Raw genomic sequence first — 17,497 nt, 5'->3', positions numbered from 1 at the left:
CGCCCGCGGCACGCGACAGTGCTCGCGGCACGCGGTATTTCGCGCATTAGCGCGTGCCACGAGCATTGTGACGAGCCCCCACGAGCATGCACCACCACCACCGCGAAATGGCCGGCCCCTGTGGGCCGGCCATTCGGATGGCGGAAGTCGCGACTCCCCGGTTAGCGGGGGCCGCCTCCTCCCGCGCCGCCGCCGCCCATGGTCCCGGTCGCGGCCACGCCGGCCGTGACGGTGGTGGCGGTCGTCGCCGCGGAGTAGTCGCCGTCGCTGTAGACGCCGTCGGCGATCTCGCCGCTGGCGGTGCCGCCCACGTAGACGGTGTAGCTCTCGCCGTCGACCAGCTCGTCGGAGGAGAAGACCACCGACTGGAAGTCCTTGACCGATTCGAACGCCATCACCACGTCGCCGGCGCTGTTCACGAGCTGCACGGTGGTGCCGCCCGCCTCCACGGCGTCGAGGGCGATCGCGACGAAGGTCTGCTCGGACCCGGTCTCGGGCGACACGGCCATTCCGGCGCTGCCGGCCGCCAGGAGGGTGCCTCCAGTGACCGTGAAGGTGCCGTTCACGTCGAGTGCGCCGTTCCCACTGTTGGTCGGCCCGTTCACCACGAGGGTGCCACCGCTCATGGTCGCCGACCCGTTGGAGTCGAAGCCGTCGCCGTCCGCGTCGATCACGGTAGTGCCGCCGGTGATGGTGATGGTCTCACCGCCGTCGGAGTCCATGCCGCCTCCCCCGCCGCCGCCCTGGGCAGGCATCTCGCCGTCGGTGGGGGCGCCGTCCGCAGCGGCCGTGTCGTCGGTCGTGGTGGTGGTCGCGGTCGACCCGCTGGAGGCGTTGAGGCCGTCATCGCTGGCGGTCACCGAGACGGTTCCGCCGCCGATGCTGATCGCCATGCTCTCCAGCCCCTCGTTCGAGGTCGTCACGGTGGTGCTGCCGCCGATGATGTCCAGCGCCGAGTCGGCGTGCACGCCGTCGTCGCCTGCGGCGAGGGTGACGTCGCCGGCGACCACACGCACGGTGCCGTCGGAGTGCAGGGCGTCATCCGCTGCGTCGACGGTGAGGGTGCCGCCGTCGATGACGGTGACCACTCCGGACTTGACGCCCTTCGCGGAGACGTCCTCGGCGACCGTGGCGGTGTTGCCGCCGCCGGATTCCACAGTGACGTCGGCGCCGGAGAGCACCACATCGGTGATGGCCTGCACGCCGTCGCCGGCCGCCGTCACGTCCACGGTGCCCCCGGTCAGGGCGATGTACCCGCGGGTGGCGTCGTCCGCGTTGTCGGACTTGAGGCCGTCGCCGCCGGCCGTCACCGAGACGGTGCCGCCGTCCACCACCAGGTAATCCTTGCCGCGGATGCCGTCATCCACTGCCGTCACCGTGATGGTGCCGGAGTTGATGACCAGTCCGTCGGCGCTGGTGATGCCGTCGTTGCCGTTGCCGGTCACGTCGAGCGACCCCGTACCGGTGATGGTGAGGTCGGCGGCGCTGTACAGAGCCGCGTTCGCTTCGTCGTCTTCGCCGTAGGAGTCGGTGTCGGCCAGGGAGTTCGTGGTCCCGTCGGCGAGCACGATCATGGCTTCGTCGGCCTCGGAGACGACGAGGGCGGCCCCGGCGGAGTTGGTGATGTCGACGCCGTTGAGGAGCAGGCGCACGGTGCCTTCGCCCGCGGAGGCGACGACGATCTGGCCGTCGTCGAGGGTGCCGCTGAGTTCGTAGGTGCCGGCCGCGGTGATGGTCACGGTGCTGCCGGAGATGGTCACGGCTGAGCTGTCGGCGGAATCGTCGACCGAGGCGCTGTCGCCGTCCAGGGTGATCGGCACCACGTCGGCGTCGTCCCACTCGTAGTCGTCGGCGTCGTCGTGGGTTTCCTGGTTGGCGGCCAGCACCTCGGCGGCGGAGGTGGACTCGTCCACCGCGACGGCCGTGGTGGCTGACGTCGTGGTGCCTGTGGAGCCGGTGGAGTCGGTGGTCGACGCGACCGCCGCACACCCGGTGAGCAGGGCGGCGGTGACCAGGAACGGCAGCACCCGGTAGGTGCAGGCCTTCACGCCGAACCGGCGGGCGCCGCCGGACGGGTCGGTGGGGGTCAGGGGATTCTTCTTCATGGGGTCTTCACAATCGGTGGGTGCCGGTGACGGCAGCTGAGTGGGGGATGGTCGCTGGGTGTGGCCGGTGGGGCGCCGGTGGAGAGGGCACGTACGGGTGCTCGGCGGCTAGCGGAAATAGCGGCGCAGGACCGGGGCCCATTTGTTGTCCGGCAGGTCGCCGCGCAGGGCGGCCATTCCGGTGCCGTACTTCGACATGGTGGCGGGGCGGTGGCCGTGCGCCCAGAGGATTCGGTCGACGGCGGATGCCCGCGACCCGGACTTGGTCTCCACGATGGCCAGCTGCGGCCGGTCCAGTCGCACCGGCGGCGCATCCGACAGCCGGGAGCCGCGGTCGCGCGCGCTCCGGCCGGCGGGGGCCCGGTGCGGCACCGTCGCCCAGGACAGGCCGGTGTCGATCGTGGCCCGGCTGCTGGACTCCGGGATGAACAGGGTCGTGCGCAGGTACCGGGTGGTGAGGGTCGGCATGAGTTCCTGCCCTTCGGCCCCGGTGATGTCGGCGTCGTCGAGCACCGTGTCGGTGTACCGGCGGCCCTCGCTGGTGAGCGTGGCCCTGTCGTCGAGGTCGTACGGCAGCCGGTCCTTGACCGTCACACCGCGGCCGCCCCTGGTCTTCACCTCGAGGTAGCTCTGGGCGGAGTCGACGTAGGTGCGGGTACGGATCTTGAACCGGCGCCGGCGCGGATGGGCCGCCATCATGAAACTGGTGAGCTCCGGGGTGTCGAAGTACACAGACTCGTAGGCGCTGGAGCGCACCCCGTTGATGTCCAGCACCCGCACCCCGGGATCGAGGTCGGCCAGGAGCACGTCGAGGGCGCTCCGCGGCAGCACGTACTTGCGGTCGATGCGGGTGAGCAGGCTGGCGCGTTCGGTGAGTTCGGCCAGGTCGATGGTGTCCAGGCCCGTCAGCGGCACATCCAGCACGACTCCCCCGGCAGGCACGGCACCCCCGAGTGCGGACAAGGCGCTCATCGTCCCGCCTCCTGCAAAACGCTGGCGCCGGTGACGCCGGTAGTGCGGGCCGGGGCGAGGGTGGGGGCCAGGGAGCGCGCGGCGCCCACCTGGTACCGCACGTCGACGAGGGTGGTGTCGTTGACCAGGTCGAGGCTGCGCACGTGCACGCCGTGCACCCGGGCGACGAGCAGCCCTTCGAGGTGCGCGATGAGGTCGGACTCGTCGGGGAAGGCGGCATCCAGCACCACCGTCTGCTGCCGGTAGCTGCGGAACAGGCGCGGGTTGTCGCCGAAGAAGACGACGGCGACGATGAGGGCCATCAGCACCACGGTGAGCACGTTGGGCTCGGCGCTGAGGCCGGCGAGCAGGCCCATGGCCAGGGCCGCGAAGTAGTACGCCACCTCGTGCTGTTCGATCTCGCTCGAGCGCAGGCGGATGATCGACAGCACGCCGAACAGGCCCAGTCCCAGGCCGACGCCGACGGTGCTGGACGCGAGCACTTGGGCCACCGCCAGCACACCGACATTCACGATGAGGTACGCGACGACGAGGTCACGGCGCCGGTGGCGCGGAAAATACAGCCCGAACGTGAGCAGGCTGATGAAGAGCAGATCGATCAGGATGATCGCGGCCTGCAGCATGGTGTCCTCCAAATGAACAATCGGTAACGTAACGATGTCCATCTAGCCGAACGTGCCTATGAGTCGGCTATGGCTCGGTTATGAGCCACAGCTGAGTCGCCGGCGATGTCGCGACCCGATCTCGCGAGCCGGTCTCGCGAACGGTGAGTTGAACCCCGAAACCCGGGCCTTTTCGGGGCCCGGCTCACGGGTCGCGGGTGCAATGTCAGAGCAGGAGGAGTAAACTTCGAACGTATGTTCTAACCGACGAGGTGATGCTCCATGAGTTTGATCAATGAAACCGTTGCGGTCTGGGTGTCCCCGGAGGGCGCGCCCGTGCGCCTGGTCTGGCGGACCCGCCGGTTCCGGGTCACCGACACCCCGACACCGCTGACGGCGTCCCTCTCGCTGCCCGACGAGCTGCTGCACTTCCTCACCCATCCGCCCAAGCCGGTCGCGGCCTGGCGCTGCCAGGGCACCGCAGACGACGGTACATCCCTGGTTTTCGACATCCAGCATGACGACGGCCGCGGTCTCTGGCAGCTGCTGCGCGCCTATGACTGAGCGGGATCCGCGGCCGGCCTGCTCCGTTTCGGGGGCGGTGATGCGGCGCTAGGCTCCCAGCGAGACAGGGAGAGTGCCGTGAGCGAGAACGAGAGTGAGAGCAACAGCCTGGTGCCCCGCGGACGCAAGGAGGACGCACAGCGGGACGCGCGCTGGCAGGCGCGGATCACCTTCCTGCGCAGCCGCGCGGCGGTCGCCAGGGCCGAGGTAGGCGCGATCGAGGCGCTGCACCGGGACCCGGAGGAGATGGAGGACCTGCTCATGAACGCCTCCCCCGAGGACGTCGCCATGGCAGAGGCCGTGGAGCACCGGATCAGCGAACGGGTGATCGCCGCCCGGCAGGTGGCGGATGCGGCGGAGGCCGACTACGAGCAGGCCGTCCTGGACGGGCCGGACCTGCAGATCGACGACACCGTGTGAGCAGAGCGGTCTGAGCAGGAACGATCCGCGCAGGAACGATCCGCGCAGGAACGATCCGCGCAGGAACGATCCGCAGACGCGATCGCCTAGGTGGTCACCCGGCTCAGTGTCGGCCAGTCGCCGACGGTCTTCACCTCGGCCTCCTTGATTCGGTGCACGGTCCTGAGGAACGAGTCCGGGTTGAGCGAGATCGAGTCGATGCCCCGGCCGACCAGGAATTCGGCGAAGTCCGGGTAGTTGCTCGGCCCCTGCCCGCAGATGCCGATCTTGATGCCGGCCGCGTGGGCCTTGTCGATCGCCTCGCTGATCATCCGGGTGACCGCTTCGTTGCGCTCATCGAACAGGGCGGCCAGGTCGGCGGAATCCCGGTCGACGCCGAGCACCAGCTGGGTGAGGTCGTTCGACCCGATCGAGAAGCCGTCGAACCGGGTGGCGAACTGTTCGGCCAGGATGACGTTGGCTGGGATCTCGCACATCATGTAGACCTGCAGCCCGTTCCGGCCGCGCACCAGCCCGTTCTCGGCCATCGCCGCGAGCACCTTGTCGGCTTCCGTCGTGGTGCGGCAGAACGGCACCATCACGATCACATTGCTGAAACCGATCTGCTCCCGCACCCGCATGAGCGCCCGGCATTCCAGGGCGAAGCCCTCGGCGTACTTGGGGTCGTAGTACCGCGATGCCCCGCGGAAGCCGAGCATCGGGTTCTCCTCGGCCTGCTCGAAAACCGACCCGCCCAACAGGCGCGCGTACTCGTTCGTCTTGAAATCGCTGAGCCGCACGATCACCGGATTCGGATGGTACGGCGCTCCCAGTTTCGCGATGCCCAGTGCCAGGGTCTCCACGAAGTAGTCGGTGAGGTCGTCATACCCACGGGTGAGTTCGGCCATCTGCCGCAGCACGGCCGGTTCGGTGATGCGTTCGGGGTGCACGAGCGCCATGGGGTGGATCTTGATGAGGTTGTTGATGATGAACTCCATCCGCGCCAGCCCCACCCCGGCGGTGGGCAGCCGCCACCATTCGAACGCGGCGGCCGGGCTGGCGATGTTCACCATCACCTGCGTGCGGGTGTGCGGCACGGCGCCCAGGTCCACCTCCTCGGTTTCGGCGGCGAGGATGCCCGCATAGACGAAGCCCTCGTCGCCCTCGGCGCAGGAAATGGTGACCGGGGCGCCCTCGGTGAGCACCTCGGTGGCTACCCGGGTGCCGACCACCGCCGGAACGCCGAGTTCCCGGCTGACGATGGCGGCGTGGCTGGTGGGGCCGCCGTGGTCGGTGATGATTCCCGCCGCGCGGGTCATGATCGGCACCCAGTCCGGGTCGGTCATCTCGGTCACGAGGATCGCGCCGTCACGGAAGTTCTCGATATCGGCCGGGTCCCGGATCACGCAGGCGGTGCCGGAGGCGATGCTGTCGCCGATGGCCACCCCGGAGACCAGGAGCGGACCGGCCTCGATGAGCCGGCTCACCGTGAACCGGGTCAGGCTCCTCTGCGAGTGCACGGTCTCCGGCCGCGCCTGCACGAGGAACAGCTCACCGGTCAGACCGTCCTTGGCCCATTCCATGTCCATCGCCCGGCCGTAGTGGTCCTCGACCACCTTCGCCCAGCGGCCGAGCAGCACGATCTCAGCGTTGCTCAGCACGAACGCCCGGCGCTCCCGCTCCGGGGTGTCGATCACCCGGGTGCGCGCGCTGCCGCCCTCGGCATAGGTCATCTTGCGGTCCTTACGGCCCAGCGTCTTCTCGATGATCGGTTCGCAGTCCGGATCGGCGAGCAGGGCCTTGAAGACCAGGTACTTGTCCGGGTCGACGGCGCCCTGCACGACGGTCTCACCCAGGCCCCAGGCCGCGCTGATCACGGCGGCGCCGGGGAAGCCGGTGTCGGTATCGATGGAGAACATCACCCCGGAACCGGCGAGGTCGCTGCGCACCATCCGCTGCACGCCGATGGAGAGCGCGACGTCGAGATGGTCGAATTTCTTCACCTCGCGGTAGCTGATCGCGCGGTCGGTGAACAACGACGCGTAACAGCGCCGGCAGGCGTCGAGGAGGTCCCGCTCGCCGCTCACATTCAGGAAGGTCTCCTGCTGGCCGGCGAAGCTGGCATCCGGCAGGTCCTCGGCGGTGGCGCTGCTGCGCACGGCCACCGGCAGGTTCGCCACCCCGGCCTGGTCGGCGAGGGTGCGGTAGAAGACCCGGATGTCGTCCGCGATGGCCGCCGGGAACTCTCCGGCCAGAAACGCCTCGCGCACGGCTTGCCCGGTCTCCCGGAGCGAGGACGCGCCGGCATGGTAGGCGTCGAGCCGGTCGCGGATGACGGCGTCCAGGCCGTTCGCGGCGATGAAGGCGCGATAGGCGTCGGCGGTGGTGGCGAAGCCGTCCGGCACCCGCACGCCGCTGGACTTCAGGGAGCGCACCATTTCGCCCAGCGACGCGTTCTTGCCGCCGACCTGGGGGATGTCGCCCAGCCCGATCGAATTGAACCAGACCACTTCGCGAGTGTGCATGAGTCCTCCCGAACTCGTTCCCGACGCCGAATCCCCCGCACCCGGCAACCTACGCCGCTGGACGGGCCGAGGCTAGGCGGCCGGGCGGCGGCCGGGGCGGCATCGATTATCGTCGAGGGATGACCACCTCGCTGCCCCCTGCGTCGCTGCAATCCGTTCCGCTTCCCCCGCTCTCGCTGCGTCCCGTGCGCGACACCGACACTGCCCAGCTGCTCAGGTTGAACAGCGCCGCCGTGCCGGCCGTCAACGACCTGGATTCCGCGCAGCTGGCAGCCCTGCTCGCCGCCGGCCACAGCGCCACCGCCGTCGTGGCGGATACCGACCCGGACACCGTGCTGGGTTTCACCATCGTGTTCGCGCCCGGCGCCGCCTACGACAGCGAGAACTACCTCTGGTTCTCCGGCCGGTCCAGCGCCTTCCTCTACCTGGATCGCATCGTGGTCGCACCGGATCACCGGGACCAGGGGCTCGGCGCGCTGCTCTACTCCGCCGTTTTCGACAGCGCGCGAGCCATCGGCGCCGACGTCGTCTTCTGCGAGGTCAACCTGCGCCCGCCCAACCCGCGCTCGCTGGCCTTCCACGACCGCCTCGGCTTCACCGAGATCGGGCAACAGTCCACCAAGAACGACACCGTGGTCGTGTCGCTGCTGAGCGCCGCGGTCGACGAAGCTCGGTCGGCACCCCCGGAGTAGCAGGTCCGGCTACGCTGAGCGACATGAAGCACGCCAGCGCCGACACCGGTGTCGACCTCCCCGCGACCCTCGACCGCTGGGTGGCCGCGCAGCGCTGGTTCGCCGGCAAGGGCCACAGCCCCGTACTGCAGAGCATCGGGCAGTTCTCCCTGCCCTCCACCGACCCCACCGTCCGCATCGCGTGCCACCTCGTGCTCGACACCGCCAGCCGGTATTCGACGCTCTACCAGGTGCCCGTCACGGAGCGCCGGGCCCCACTGGCCGCGATGCCCTCCACCGCAGGGTCCGATCCGGGCGCGCTCATCGCCCGCACCACGGGCAGTGACGGTCTGCCCCGCTACCTCTACGACGCCGCCCACGATCCGGCCTACGCCGCTGCGCTGCTCGACTTCATCCTCTCCCGGGGCACCGTTCTCGCCGACGACCCGACAAACATGGCCGCATCCGGCGAGGCCGTGCCCGGAACCCCCCGGCCGGCCGGGGTGTCGGTGGCGTCGAGCCGGGTGCTGAGCGGCGAACAGTCCAACACGTCGATCATCATTGATCTCGTCGGCGCCGGCGACCGGGCGCACCGACCGGTCATCTGCAAGGTGTTCCGGGTGGTCGCTGCCGGCCAGAACCCGGATGTCTCGGTGCAGTCCGGTCTCGCCCGCGTCGGTTCCCGGTTCGTCCCCGAGCCCGTCGGGGCCGTGTGGGGCGAGTGGCCCAGCCCCCTCGGCTCCACGCGGGTCGGCGGTCACCTCGCCTTCGCCCAGGAGTTCCTGCCCGGTGTCGACGATGCCTGGCGGGTGGCATTGGGCGCCGCGGCCGCCGGCGAGGACTTCGGACCGCGAGCGCGTGCGCTGGGCGTCGCGACGGCGGCCGTGCACCGTGACCTGGCCCGCGCGTTCCCCACCGGGGATTCCACCGCGGAGATCGTGGACCAGTTGTGCTCCGGCATGCTGGACCGCTACCGCCTGGCCGCCAGGGAAGTACCGGAACTGGCCGAACACGAGGCAGCGATCGAAGCCGTCTTCGCGCGGGCACAGAAGGCCACGTGGCCACGCCTGCAGCGCATCCATGGCGATTACCACCTCGGGCAGGTGCTCGACGTGCCCGGTCGCGGCTGGGTGTTGATCGATTTCGAGGGCGAACCGCTCCGGCCGCTCGCCGAACGCTCCCTGCCCGACATCCCGCTGCGGGACGTGGCGGGCATGCTGCGCTCGTTCTCCTATGTCGGCGCGACCATTGCGCAGTCCGACCCCGACGCCCGGCCCGCCGCGATCGACTGGACGATGAACGCCAGGGCGGCCTTCCTGCAGGGCTATCACGACGACGCCCGCACCACGCTGGCCGGCCAGGAACCCCTGCTGGCCGCGTTCGAACTCGACAAGGCCATCTACGAGAGCGTCTACGAAACCCGCAACCGGCCGTCCTGGCTGCAGATCCCGCTGCGGGCGGTGCGACGCCTGGCCGAGGCGCCGACCCAGGTGTCGACCACCCTCACGGGCGATCGGCCGCGCGCGCCCCGGTAGACGGGACGGTGGAGCCCGGCGGGCTAGGAGCGCTTCTTGAGCTCCGGGAACTGGTCGTCCCGCCACTCGTCGGCCAGCCGCACGTTCGCCGCGGCAGCCTCGTTCTCCCGAGCCCGCAGTTCCACCCGGCGGATCTTGCCCGAGTTGGTCTTGGGCAGTTCGAAGAACTCCACCCGGCGCACCCGCATGTACGGCGGCAGGCCGTTGCGGGCGTAGCGCAGCACGGCAAGGGCGGTCTCGGCGTCGGGCGCCCAACCGGCGGCCAGCGCGACATAGGCCTTGGCGATGTTCAGCCGGGTGTCGTCGGGGGCCGGCACGACGGCGGCCTCCATCACGGCAGGGTGCTCGATCAGCACGCTCTCCACCTCGAACGGGGAGACCTTGTAGTCGCTGGACTTGAAGATGTCATCGGTGCGGCCGACGAAGGTGAGGTAGCCGTTCTCGTCCCGGGTGGCGACGTCGCCGGTGTGGAAGTAGCCGTCCCGGAGCACGTCGGCGCTCCGTTCGATGTCGCCGTGGTAGCCCGACATGAGGTTCACCGCCGCGCTGGTGAGGTCCAGGCAGATCTCGCCTTCCTCGGTGAGGGCCCCGGTGATCGGATCGACCAGCACCACGGCGACGCCGGGCAAGGGTTGGCCCATCGACCCGGCCTTGAGAGCCGACCCCGGCACGTTGCCGACGATCGCGGTGGTCTCGGTCTGGCCGTAGCCGTCGCGGATGGTCAGCTCCCAGGCACGCTGGATCTGGCTGATCACCTCGGGGTTGAGCGGTTCACCGGCCGAGAGGATCTCACGGAGGCTCGCCGGCTTGACGCCGACATCCGCCTGGATCAGCATGCGCCACACCGTCGGTGGCGCGCAGAAGCTGGTGACGGAGGCGCGGTGCAGCTGGTGCGTCAGCGCCGCCGGGTTGAACTTCGAGTAGTTGTAGATGAAAACGGTGGCTTCGGCGATCCACGGCGAGAAGAAGCAGCTCCAGGCATGCTTGCCCCAGCCGGGCGAGCTGATGGCCAGGTGAACGTCGTCGGGGCGGAGGCCCAGCCAGTACATCGTGGTGAGGTGCCCGACCGGGTACGAGGTCTGGCTGTGCACCACCATCTTGGGCTTGCTCGTGGTGCCGGAGGTGAAGTAGATCAGCGACGGGTCGGTGGAGGCGACCGTGACGGCGACCTTGCCGGCTTCGGCGAGGTGCGAGTCGGCGTAACCGGTCCAGCCCGCGGTCGGCTCGCCCACGCAGATGCGGGTGAATTCGCCCTCGACACCGGCGAACTTCGCGGTGTCCCCGGCGTTGGCGATCACGTGCTGCACCCCGGCGCGCAGCACCCGGTCGGCGAGGTCGTGCGTGCCGAGCACGGTGGAGGTGGGCAGGATGACCGCGCCGACCTTGAGGATCGCGAGCATGGTCTCCCACAACTCGACCTGGTTGCCGAGCATCAGCATGACGTGGTCGCCCTTGGCCACGCCCTGCTGCACGAGCCAGGTGGCGACCCGGTCGGAACGGGTGACCATCTCGTCGAAGCTGACCTTGAGTTCGCGGCCGTCTTCCTCCACGATCCACAGGGCGGTCTTGTCGTTGCCGGTGCCGATCACGTCGAACCAGTCGACGGCCCAGTTGAAGCTGTCGCCCACGTCGGGCCAGACGAAGGCCGCTGAGGCGCCCGGGTGGTCGGCGCGCAGCTCGACGAGCTGGTCGCGGGCGCTGCGGAAGTTGGTCGTACTGGTGCGCTCGGTCATGGTTCCATCTTCCTCACCCGCGGATGCCTCCAGCGGCATGAATACCCAACCGGGGTGGAAATACGTGCAAGAGGTGTACCGCGGGCCGGAAGCAGGCCAGACTCTGGGCATGGCAGTCGCAGCGCCCGTCTCCCCCATGCTCGCCAAGTCCGTCGACACGGTCCCCGAACCGGACAGTGTGCCCGGCGGCCTCAGTTACGAGCCCAAATGGGACGGCTTCCGCAGCATCGTCTCCTTCGACGGCACCACCAGCAGCATCGGCAGCCGCGGCTCGAAGATGCTCACCCGGTACTTCCCCGAGCTCACCTACGCATTCGAGGAGCTGCTGCCGCAGCCCTGCGTGCTCGACGGGGAGATCGTGTTGCGGGCGGGCGAGCCGGGCCGGGAGCACCTGTCCTGGGAGCAGCTGTCGCAGCGCATCCACCCCGCCGCAAGCCGGGTGCGCCGGCTCGCCGACGAGACCCCGGCCACCTTCGTGGCCTTCGACCTGCTCAGCCTGGCCGGGGAGAGCCTGCTGGACACCCCGTTCGAACAGCGCCGGGCTGCACTCGAGGCCCTCGTCGGCACGCTCGGCGACCCGATCCATCTCACCCGCACCACCCGCGACGTGGCCGTGGCCCGCCGCTGGCTGGTGGAGTTCGAGGGCGCGGGCCTGGATGGCGTCGTCGCCAAGCCGCTCGCCGCCGCGTACGCGCCGGGCAAGCGGGTCATGTTCAAGGTCAAGCACCACCGCAGCGCGGATGTCGTGCTGCTGGGTTACCGCACGCACGTCAGCGGCAGCGGCGTGGGCTCGCTGCTGCTCGGCCTCTACGACGCCGACGGCGAGCTGCGCAGCGTGGGCGGGGCATCCGCGTTCAGCGATGTGCGCCGGCTGGCGCTGGTGGATGAGCTGGAGCCGCTGGTGATGCGGGACGAGGCCGGCGCCGTGCTGACCGGCGAGGGTGAACCGAGCCGGTTCTCCTCGGGCAAGGACACGACGTTTGTGAAGCTGCGGCCGGAGCGGGTGCTCGAGGTGCGCTACGACCACATGGAGGGTGAGCGGTTCCGGCACACCGTGCAGTTCGACCGGTGGCGGCCGGACCGCGAAGCCCGCTCGTGCACCTTCGAGCAGCTGGAACGGCCCGTCGCGTACGACCTGGGCGACGTGCTCGACTGACGCACCCGCTGTAGCCCGAGCTGTGAACTCTCGTTTGCACACTTCCCGCCTTCCCGGTGGAAACGAAGGCGAGAAGAGTGCGAACGACACGCGGCGGCGGGTCAGTCCTTGCGGCCGGCGATGAAGTAGGCGATCGGGCCGGCGAAGTTGATCGAGATGACGGCGGCCCAGATGCCCTTGGGGCCGTTGACCTTCTTCGCCGGGCGGTGCGCCAGGTCACTCCAGGCGAGCCCCGCGAGCACCAACTGCACGACGGCGCCTGCCACCGTGCCGAACTTCTGTCCCCCGCTCATGTCGGTCCACTTTCGCGATGCCATGTCACTCTCCCTCTGTCGTCTGGCGGCACTTGTCTGTCGCATCATGCCACCGAACGAGGTGCGACGACGACTCAGGGCAGCAGCAGCCGGCGCAGCTCCGACTCGGCGGATGCCGTGCGGGCGGGGTCGATTGTCTCGCCGGCGGTGAACGCGTCGACCACCCGCGGGTCGACGTAGCTGGTGCGGGCGATCGTTGGCGTGTTGCCGAGCACCTCCGCCGCAGCCTGCATGGCCGCCGACAGCGCCCGGGCCCTGGCTCGCTTGGTCTCCTCCGGGCCGTTCTTCGCCAGGCTGATCGCGGCCGCGATGGTGCCGCGCAGGGTGCGGAAGTCCTTGGCGGTGAACTCGCCGCCGGTGTGCTCCCGGATGAACTCGTTCACGTCGGCGGCCGACACCGTGCGGGGTTCCCCGTCGTCGTCCCAGGCCAGGAACGGCGCGTCCGGGGAATCGTCCGGCGCATCCCGCACGAACGCGGCCACGTCGGGGTCGACCAGGCTGCTCTGCCAGGACTGCCCGCTCTTGGCGGGGAAGGCGAAATTCACCGTGTCGCCCGTGACGCTCACGTGCGAGCGCTGCAACGTCGTCAGGCCGTGGCTGCCGTTCTCCTCGGCGTACCGGTCGCTGCCGATGCGCAGGGCACCGGAATCGAGGATCCGGAAGGCGGCGGCGAGGGCGCGTTCCCGGGTGGCGCCCGACTGGCGCAGCGTGCGGGTCACATAGCCGCGGGCCCGGGGCAGGGACTCGGCCAGCTCGAGCGCACGGGCGAACTTCACCCGGTCCTGCTTCAGGCGCCAGTCCGGGTGATACACGTACTGTCGTCGGCCGGCCGCATCCACCCCGGTCGCCTGGATATGGCCGTTGGGGTACGGGGCGATCCACACGTCGCTCCAAGCCGGCGGGATGGCCAGGGCGGTGAAGCGGGCGCGCAGCTCGGCGTCGGCGATGACGAGGCCGGCCGCGTCGAGGTAGCTGAACCCGCGGCCGGAGCGCCGGCGGGCGTACCCCGCGCCGGAGGTGTTGCTGCGGCGCAGCCGGACGACCCGGGGACGGGCAGCGGCGCCCTTCGCGGGCGCGGCCTTCGTTGCCGATGTCCGAGTCGTCGTCGTCATTGTCGTCCTCCGGGCTGGGGTGGGTTTTTCAGCGTAAACGTGCGCCGCCGTGCGAGCAAGCACGGCCGGGCGCGGTCGCTGAAGACGGCACGTGCGGCGGATGGTCGTGAGCACCCGACGCGCTCCATATACTGTTCTCACAGTTCATGCGGGCACATGCGCGCGACGCCAGAGAAAGTCTCACGATGCTTGCCGATATCGCCGCCCTTCCCCCGCTCGAGTTCGGTGAACCGGGCGAGTTCCGCGAGTTGATGGTGGCGCTGGTGATGAGCGGTGACAAGACCGGTTCATCCAACCTGCGCGTGGCCTACGACCTCACGGCGGACCCGCTTCCCGTGGTGGGCACCGAGTACGCCCTGGTCGACTCGGCGAACACCCGGGTTGCCGTGGTGGAGGTGCTCGAGGTGCGGGAGCACACCGCGGCCGAGGCCACCCTGGAGCTCGCCCAGCACGAGTCCCCCACGCTGGAAAACTGGCACACCGTGCACCGGAACTACTGGGAGACCCTTGTTCCCGCCATCCGCAAGCACCTGGACGACCCGCACTGGGAGCTGACGGATGACGAACCCGTGATCAGCAAGGTGTTCCGGGTCGTACACGCTCCCGTCGTCTAGGGAGTCCCGGCCGGGCCCAGGCTCGCGCGCAGCTCCTCGAGGTGCGCGCGCTGTTCGTTGATGAACGCGTCCTTCCCCCGTGGCCCGATGCCGGCAAGCGCACGGTCGATGTCGCGCTCCGCTGCGCCGGCGTTTCCGGCGGCGATGTGGGAAAGTACCCGCATCCGCAGCGCCGAGGCGATGAACGCCGTTGAGTTGATCTCCTCCGCCAGGGCGAGAGCCGCCGTGGCCGCGGCCACCGCTTCGGCGGGTCGGCCCAGGGCGATCAGGTTGGTGGTGATGAACCGGTGAGCCGAGAACGCCGTGATCTTCAACACCGGGTCGCCGGATCTCCCGGTGGTGCGCTCGACCTGCTCGAGGATCCGCTCGAAATCGCGGATCGACAGGTCGTGGTTCCCGCGATCCGCGTGCACCTTGCCGATGATGACCATCGCCTGGGCGGCTCCATCCTGATTGCCGACCCGGTTGAACGCAGAGACCGAGTCCCGCCCGGCGGCGGCGCTGTCGTCGAAGCGTTGCAGCACCATGCACGCCCAGCCGAGGTAGAACAGGGCCCAGCCGCGCTGATTGTCGTCATCGGCGGCGTCCGCGGCGGCCAGGGCGTGCCGGGCCGTAGTCGCCGCGGCCCCGGCGTCGCCGACCTCGATGATCTCCGCCCACGCCAGGTAGCCCAGGTGCATGGCTTCCAGCCGGGGGTCGGCGAGGGCCCGTGCCGAGGCGACGGCCAGGGAGAAGAACTCGTGCCAGTGCCCCCACTCGAACCACAGGTCGGAAAACCAGTGCAGGGCGTCGGCCACGTCCACGACCGCGGCGTGTTCGCCGATGGCGGCGGCGGCCCGCAACGCCGGCCACCAGTGCACCACCTCCAGCCGAATCCAGGCCTGGGCCGTGTCGGCATCGGGAAATGAGGCTCCCGCAGCACTCGGGTCCTCGGCCGCCCGGTCCGGCTCGAACCACGCGCCGGCCCGCTCGAGGCTCCCGAGCAGCCAGGTGCGCAACCTGTCGCGCCGGTCGGTGACGCCCTCGGTTCCGTCCTCAGCGCGCAGCGCCGCCAGCGCGAACAAGCGGATCAGGTCATGCAGCCGGTACCGGTTGCCGCCGCGGGCCTCGAGCAGCCCGAGGTCGGTGAGTTCGTCCAGCCGCGCCTCGGTGTCGAGCACGTCGGCTCCCATCGTGGCGGCGGCGATCCGGGCGTCGAAGGTGGCGCCGTCAATTACGGCGATTGAACGGAACAGCGCGGCGTTCTCGGGGTCGAGGTCGTCGTACGACAGCGCGAAGGCGGCCTCGACGGCCAGGTCCCCGGCCACGAGCAGCCGCAGTCGGTTCTCCGCCGACCGCATCCGCACCACAAAATCGGCGGTTTTCAACTGCGGGTGGCTGGCGATCCGATTCCCGGCAATTCGCAACGCGAGCGGAACATGGTCGGACAGCGCGGCCAGTTCGCGCAGATCGCCGGCCTCCCTCTGGTCGGCGGGAATCAGCCGGCTCAGCAGCAGGACGCTGTCCTCCGTGCCGAGGGGGCCCAGCGTCATCCGCCGCACGCCCTCGAGCCCGGCGAGACTGCGCCGTGACGTGATCACGACCACGGTACGTGCGTCCGCGGCAAGCACGGGCCGGATCTGGGACTCGTTCGCCGCATTGTCGAGCAGCACAGCCGGTGGATCTTCCGCGGTCACCAGCTGCCAGAGCCGGACGGCTCCGTCCAGGCCAGTGGGCAGTTTCTCGCCGAGGCCGGGGACCTGGCGCAGGAGCGCCCGGAGTACCTGCAACGGGGTGAGCGGCAGGGTGTTGAAGCCGTCGAGGTCGACGTACAGCATCCGCGGCCGCCTGTCGGCGGCGCGGCTGAGGGCCTCGAAGGCGCTGGTGGTTTTGCCGATACCGGGTGGTCCGCACACCACGACGACCAGCGGGGACACCGCCGTCTCCGTGCGGGTGACGAGTAGCGCGGCGAGGTCGGCGATCTCCTGCTCGCGGCCGGTGAAGTCCGGCAGCCGATGCGGGGCGATCGCTGAGGCGCGTGGCCCGTCGGAGGGACCTGCGCGCCGTGCCCGCGCCGCGCGGAGGAACGCATCCGCGGCCGCGGCGTCGAGCCCGAGGCCCCGCGCGATCGCCACGGCCGTGCGGCGCTGCGGGGCGATGCTCACTCCGCGCTCGATGTCGCTGATCGTGCGGGCACTGATGCCACTTCTCTCGGCGAGGCCCTCGAGGGTCAGGTCCGCTGCCAGGCGCAGCGTCCGCAGCGTGGCCGCGAGCGTCGTCGGCGCGCTCACGATGTGAGATTCACCGGTTCTTCATGCTTTCTGCATTGCGACACGCCAGGCCAGCCCGGTGAGCTTGGTGTCGACGTCATTCCGAGAGATTCGCAGATGTGCGGGGACCGCGCAACTTCGTGTCGACCGATTCAGTAGCCGTTGCCCACCCGGGCGCCGGCCCACCTTCGAAAGTGAGCTCCCATGACCGCTCCCACCATCGTCCTCGTGCACGGCGCCTTCGCCGACGCCGCCTCCTGGGCACCCGTCACCCGGCTGCTCCTTGACCGGGGCCACACCGTCCTGGTGCCGCCGGTACCCAACCGCAGTCTCTCCGGCGACGCCGCGTACATCCGCTCCTTCGTGGAGCAGATCGACGGCCCCGTGATCCTGGCCGGCCACTCCTACGGCGGCGCCGTGATCGGTGTGGCCGGTGAGGCCGACAACGTGACCGGCCTGGTCTTCGTCGCCGCCTACGTGCTCGAGGTGGGCGAGAGCCTCGGGCAGCTGCAGGGCGGTTTCCCCGACTCCGACCTCGCCGCGAACCTGGTCTACGCGCCCTACCCGGTCGAGGGCGGCGAACCCGGCACCGATGTGTCGGTGGCGATCGACGCGTTCCCGGCGGTCTTCGCCGCCGGCCTGGACACCCGCTTGGCCGAGGTCCTCGCGGTCTCCCAGCGCCCGCTCTCCGCGGTGGCCTTCGGTGAACCCGCGTCGGCCGCGGCCTGGAAGTCGAAGCCATCCTGGGGCATCATCTCAAGCGCCGACCACACCATCAATCCGGCTGTGGAACGGTTCGGCTACGAACGCGCCGGCATCACGCAGGCCGTCGAGTTGGATGCTCCGCACCTTGTCATGCAGACCCACCCCGCCGACGTCGCCGCCCTCATCGAGGTCGCGGCCAAGGCCACCTCCGAGCTCGTCAACTAGAAAAGGAAGTCCACCG

15 protein-coding genes are annotated in these 17,497 nt (G+C 69.9%); 7 read left to right on the top strand and 8 right to left on the bottom strand.

Annotated features, from left to right (window positions below):
* Nucleotides 1-161 precede the first annotated feature (161 nt).
* From ACU5E9_RS01120 to ACU5E9_RS01110, 3 genes are all read right to left on the bottom strand, one after another.
* Complete coding sequence (locus ACU5E9_RS01120; protein WP_456811818.1) at nucleotides 162-2,105, bottom strand: carbohydrate-binding domain-containing protein; 1,944 nt, start codon at nucleotides 2,103-2,105, stop codon at nucleotides 162-164.
* A gap of 108 nt (nucleotides 2,106-2,213) precedes the next feature.
* On the bottom strand, nucleotides 2,214-3,077 hold the full coding sequence (locus ACU5E9_RS01115) for a VTC domain-containing protein (RefSeq protein ID WP_456811817.1): 864 nt from the start codon (nucleotides 3,075-3,077) through the stop codon (nucleotides 2,214-2,216).
* On the bottom strand, nucleotides 3,074-3,700 hold the full coding sequence (locus ACU5E9_RS01110; protein WP_456811816.1) for a DUF4956 domain-containing protein: 627 nt from the start codon (nucleotides 3,698-3,700) through the stop codon (nucleotides 3,074-3,076). The genes ACU5E9_RS01115 and ACU5E9_RS01110 overlap by 4 nt, the downstream gene beginning before the upstream one ends.
* A 261-nt stretch (nucleotides 3,701-3,961) precedes the next feature.
* On the opposite strand from ACU5E9_RS01110, the gene ACU5E9_RS01105 reads away from it, so the two are divergent.
* Together ACU5E9_RS01105 and ACU5E9_RS01100 are read left to right on the top strand one after the other, a co-directional pair.
* Nucleotides 3,962-4,243 (top strand): DUF6504 family protein, encoded by a 282-nt coding sequence (locus tag ACU5E9_RS01105; RefSeq protein WP_456811815.1) that lies wholly within the window; start codon nucleotides 3,962-3,964, stop codon nucleotides 4,241-4,243.
* A 78-nt stretch (nucleotides 4,244-4,321) separates the two neighbouring features.
* The gene (locus ACU5E9_RS01100; RefSeq protein WP_456811814.1) at nucleotides 4,322-4,663 is read left to right on the top strand and encodes a hypothetical protein; all 342 of its coding nucleotides are present in this window, start codon (nucleotides 4,322-4,324) and stop codon (nucleotides 4,661-4,663) included.
* Nucleotides 4,664-4,749: 86 nt separating this feature from the next.
* Here the strand turns inward: ACU5E9_RS01100 and ppsA are convergent, their stop codons facing one another.
* Nucleotides 4,750-7,167: a phosphoenolpyruvate synthase gene (ppsA, locus tag ACU5E9_RS01095; RefSeq protein WP_456811813.1), complete on the bottom strand. Its 2,418-nt coding sequence runs from the start codon at nucleotides 7,165-7,167 to the stop codon at nucleotides 4,750-4,752.
* Nucleotides 7,168-7,286: 119 nt separating this feature from the next.
* Between ppsA and ACU5E9_RS01090 the strand changes: the two genes are divergently transcribed.
* Both ACU5E9_RS01090 and ACU5E9_RS01085 read left to right on the top strand, forming a co-directional pair.
* Nucleotides 7,287-7,859, top strand: coding sequence for a GNAT family N-acetyltransferase (locus ACU5E9_RS01090; protein WP_456811812.1), 573 nt, complete (start codon nucleotides 7,287-7,289; stop codon nucleotides 7,857-7,859).
* 23 nt (nucleotides 7,860-7,882) lie between these two features.
* Nucleotides 7,883-9,373, top strand: coding sequence for a maltokinase N-terminal cap-like domain-containing protein (locus ACU5E9_RS01085; protein ID WP_456811811.1), 1,491 nt, complete (start codon nucleotides 7,883-7,885; stop codon nucleotides 9,371-9,373).
* Nucleotides 9,374-9,396: 23 nt separating this feature from the next.
* On the opposite strand, the gene ACU5E9_RS01080 is transcribed toward ACU5E9_RS01085, so the two are convergent.
* Nucleotides 9,397-11,106: an AMP-binding protein gene (locus ACU5E9_RS01080; RefSeq protein ID WP_456811810.1), complete on the bottom strand. Its 1,710-nt coding sequence runs from the start codon at nucleotides 11,104-11,106 to the stop codon at nucleotides 9,397-9,399.
* A 109-nt stretch (nucleotides 11,107-11,215) separates the two neighbouring features.
* Between ACU5E9_RS01080 and ACU5E9_RS01075 the strand changes: the two genes are divergently transcribed.
* Entirely contained in the window at nucleotides 11,216-12,262 is a 1,047-nt protein-coding gene (locus ACU5E9_RS01075) for an ATP-dependent DNA ligase (RefSeq protein WP_456811809.1), read from the top strand.
* 101 nt (nucleotides 12,263-12,363) lie between these two features.
* On the opposite strand, the gene ACU5E9_RS01070 is transcribed toward ACU5E9_RS01075, so the two are convergent.
* Together ACU5E9_RS01070 and ACU5E9_RS01065 are read right to left on the bottom strand one after the other, a co-directional pair.
* Nucleotides 12,364-12,579, bottom strand: a complete 216-nt coding sequence (locus ACU5E9_RS01070; protein ID WP_456811808.1) for a PLDc N-terminal domain-containing protein — start codon at nucleotides 12,577-12,579, stop codon at nucleotides 12,364-12,366.
* 71 nt (nucleotides 12,580-12,650) lie between these two features.
* Entirely contained in the window at nucleotides 12,651-13,688 is a 1,038-nt protein-coding gene (locus ACU5E9_RS01065; protein WP_456811807.1) for a DNA topoisomerase IB, read from the bottom strand.
* Nucleotides 13,689-13,873: 185 nt separating this feature from the next.
* Here ACU5E9_RS01065 and ACU5E9_RS01060 point away from each other — a divergent pair, with 185 nt between their 5' ends.
* Entirely contained in the window at nucleotides 13,874-14,302 is a 429-nt protein-coding gene (locus ACU5E9_RS01060; RefSeq protein WP_456811806.1) for an ASCH domain-containing protein, read from the top strand.
* On the opposite strand, the gene ACU5E9_RS01055 is transcribed toward ACU5E9_RS01060, so the two are convergent.
* On the bottom strand, nucleotides 14,299-16,572 hold the full coding sequence (locus ACU5E9_RS01055) for a helix-turn-helix domain-containing protein (protein ID WP_456811805.1): 2,274 nt from the start codon (nucleotides 16,570-16,572) through the stop codon (nucleotides 14,299-14,301). The two genes, ACU5E9_RS01060 and ACU5E9_RS01055, sit on opposite strands and share 4 nt — an antisense overlap.
* Before the next feature lie 183 nt (nucleotides 16,573-16,755).
* Between ACU5E9_RS01055 and ACU5E9_RS01050 the strand changes: the two genes are divergently transcribed.
* Nucleotides 16,756-17,481, top strand: coding sequence for an alpha/beta fold hydrolase (locus ACU5E9_RS01050; protein ID WP_456811804.1), 726 nt, complete (start codon nucleotides 16,756-16,758; stop codon nucleotides 17,479-17,481).
* Nucleotides 17,482-17,497: the final 16 nt, after the last annotated feature.

This window comes from Cryobacterium sp. AP23, from assembly GCF_054075385.1.
Note: the sequence above shows the minus strand (reverse complement) of the source record. Positions and strands in the feature narration are given on the sequence as shown.

Bases quoted from the DNA above. Each gene is read 5' to 3' on its own strand.
- ACU5E9_RS01120 (WP_456811818.1), bottom strand. From the start codon at position 2,105: ATGAAGAAGAATCCCCTGACCCCCACCGACCCGTCCGGCGGCGCCCGC.
- ACU5E9_RS01070 (WP_456811808.1), bottom strand. From the start codon at position 12,579: ATGGCATCGCGAAAGTGGACCGACATGAGCGGGGGACAGAAGTTCGGC.
- ACU5E9_RS01090 (WP_456811812.1), top strand. From the start codon at position 7,287: ATGACCACCTCGCTGCCCCCTGCGTCGCTGCAATCCGTTCCGCTTCCC.
- ACU5E9_RS01050 (WP_456811804.1), top strand. From the start codon at position 16,756: ATGACCGCTCCCACCATCGTCCTCGTGCACGGCGCCTTCGCCGACGCC.
- ppsA (WP_456811813.1), bottom strand. From the start codon at position 7,167: ATGCACACTCGCGAAGTGGTCTGGTTCAATTCGATCGGGCTGGGCGAC.
- ACU5E9_RS01115 (WP_456811817.1), bottom strand. From the start codon at position 3,077: ATGAGCGCCTTGTCCGCACTCGGGGGTGCCGTGCCTGCCGGGGGAGTC.
- ACU5E9_RS01105 (WP_456811815.1), top strand. From the start codon at position 3,962: ATGAGTTTGATCAATGAAACCGTTGCGGTCTGGGTGTCCCCGGAGGGC.
- ACU5E9_RS01110 (WP_456811816.1), bottom strand. From the start codon at position 3,700: ATGCTGCAGGCCGCGATCATCCTGATCGATCTGCTCTTCATCAGCCTG.
- ACU5E9_RS01075 (WP_456811809.1), top strand. From the start codon at position 11,216: ATGGCAGTCGCAGCGCCCGTCTCCCCCATGCTCGCCAAGTCCGTCGAC.
- ACU5E9_RS01085 (WP_456811811.1), top strand. From the start codon at position 7,883: ATGAAGCACGCCAGCGCCGACACCGGTGTCGACCTCCCCGCGACCCTC.
- ACU5E9_RS01060 (WP_456811806.1), top strand. From the start codon at position 13,874: ATGCTTGCCGATATCGCCGCCCTTCCCCCGCTCGAGTTCGGTGAACCG.
- ACU5E9_RS01080 (WP_456811810.1), bottom strand. From the start codon at position 11,106: ATGACCGAGCGCACCAGTACGACCAACTTCCGCAGCGCCCGCGACCAG.
- ACU5E9_RS01065 (WP_456811807.1), bottom strand. From the start codon at position 13,688: ATGACGACGACGACTCGGACATCGGCAACGAAGGCCGCGCCCGCGAAG.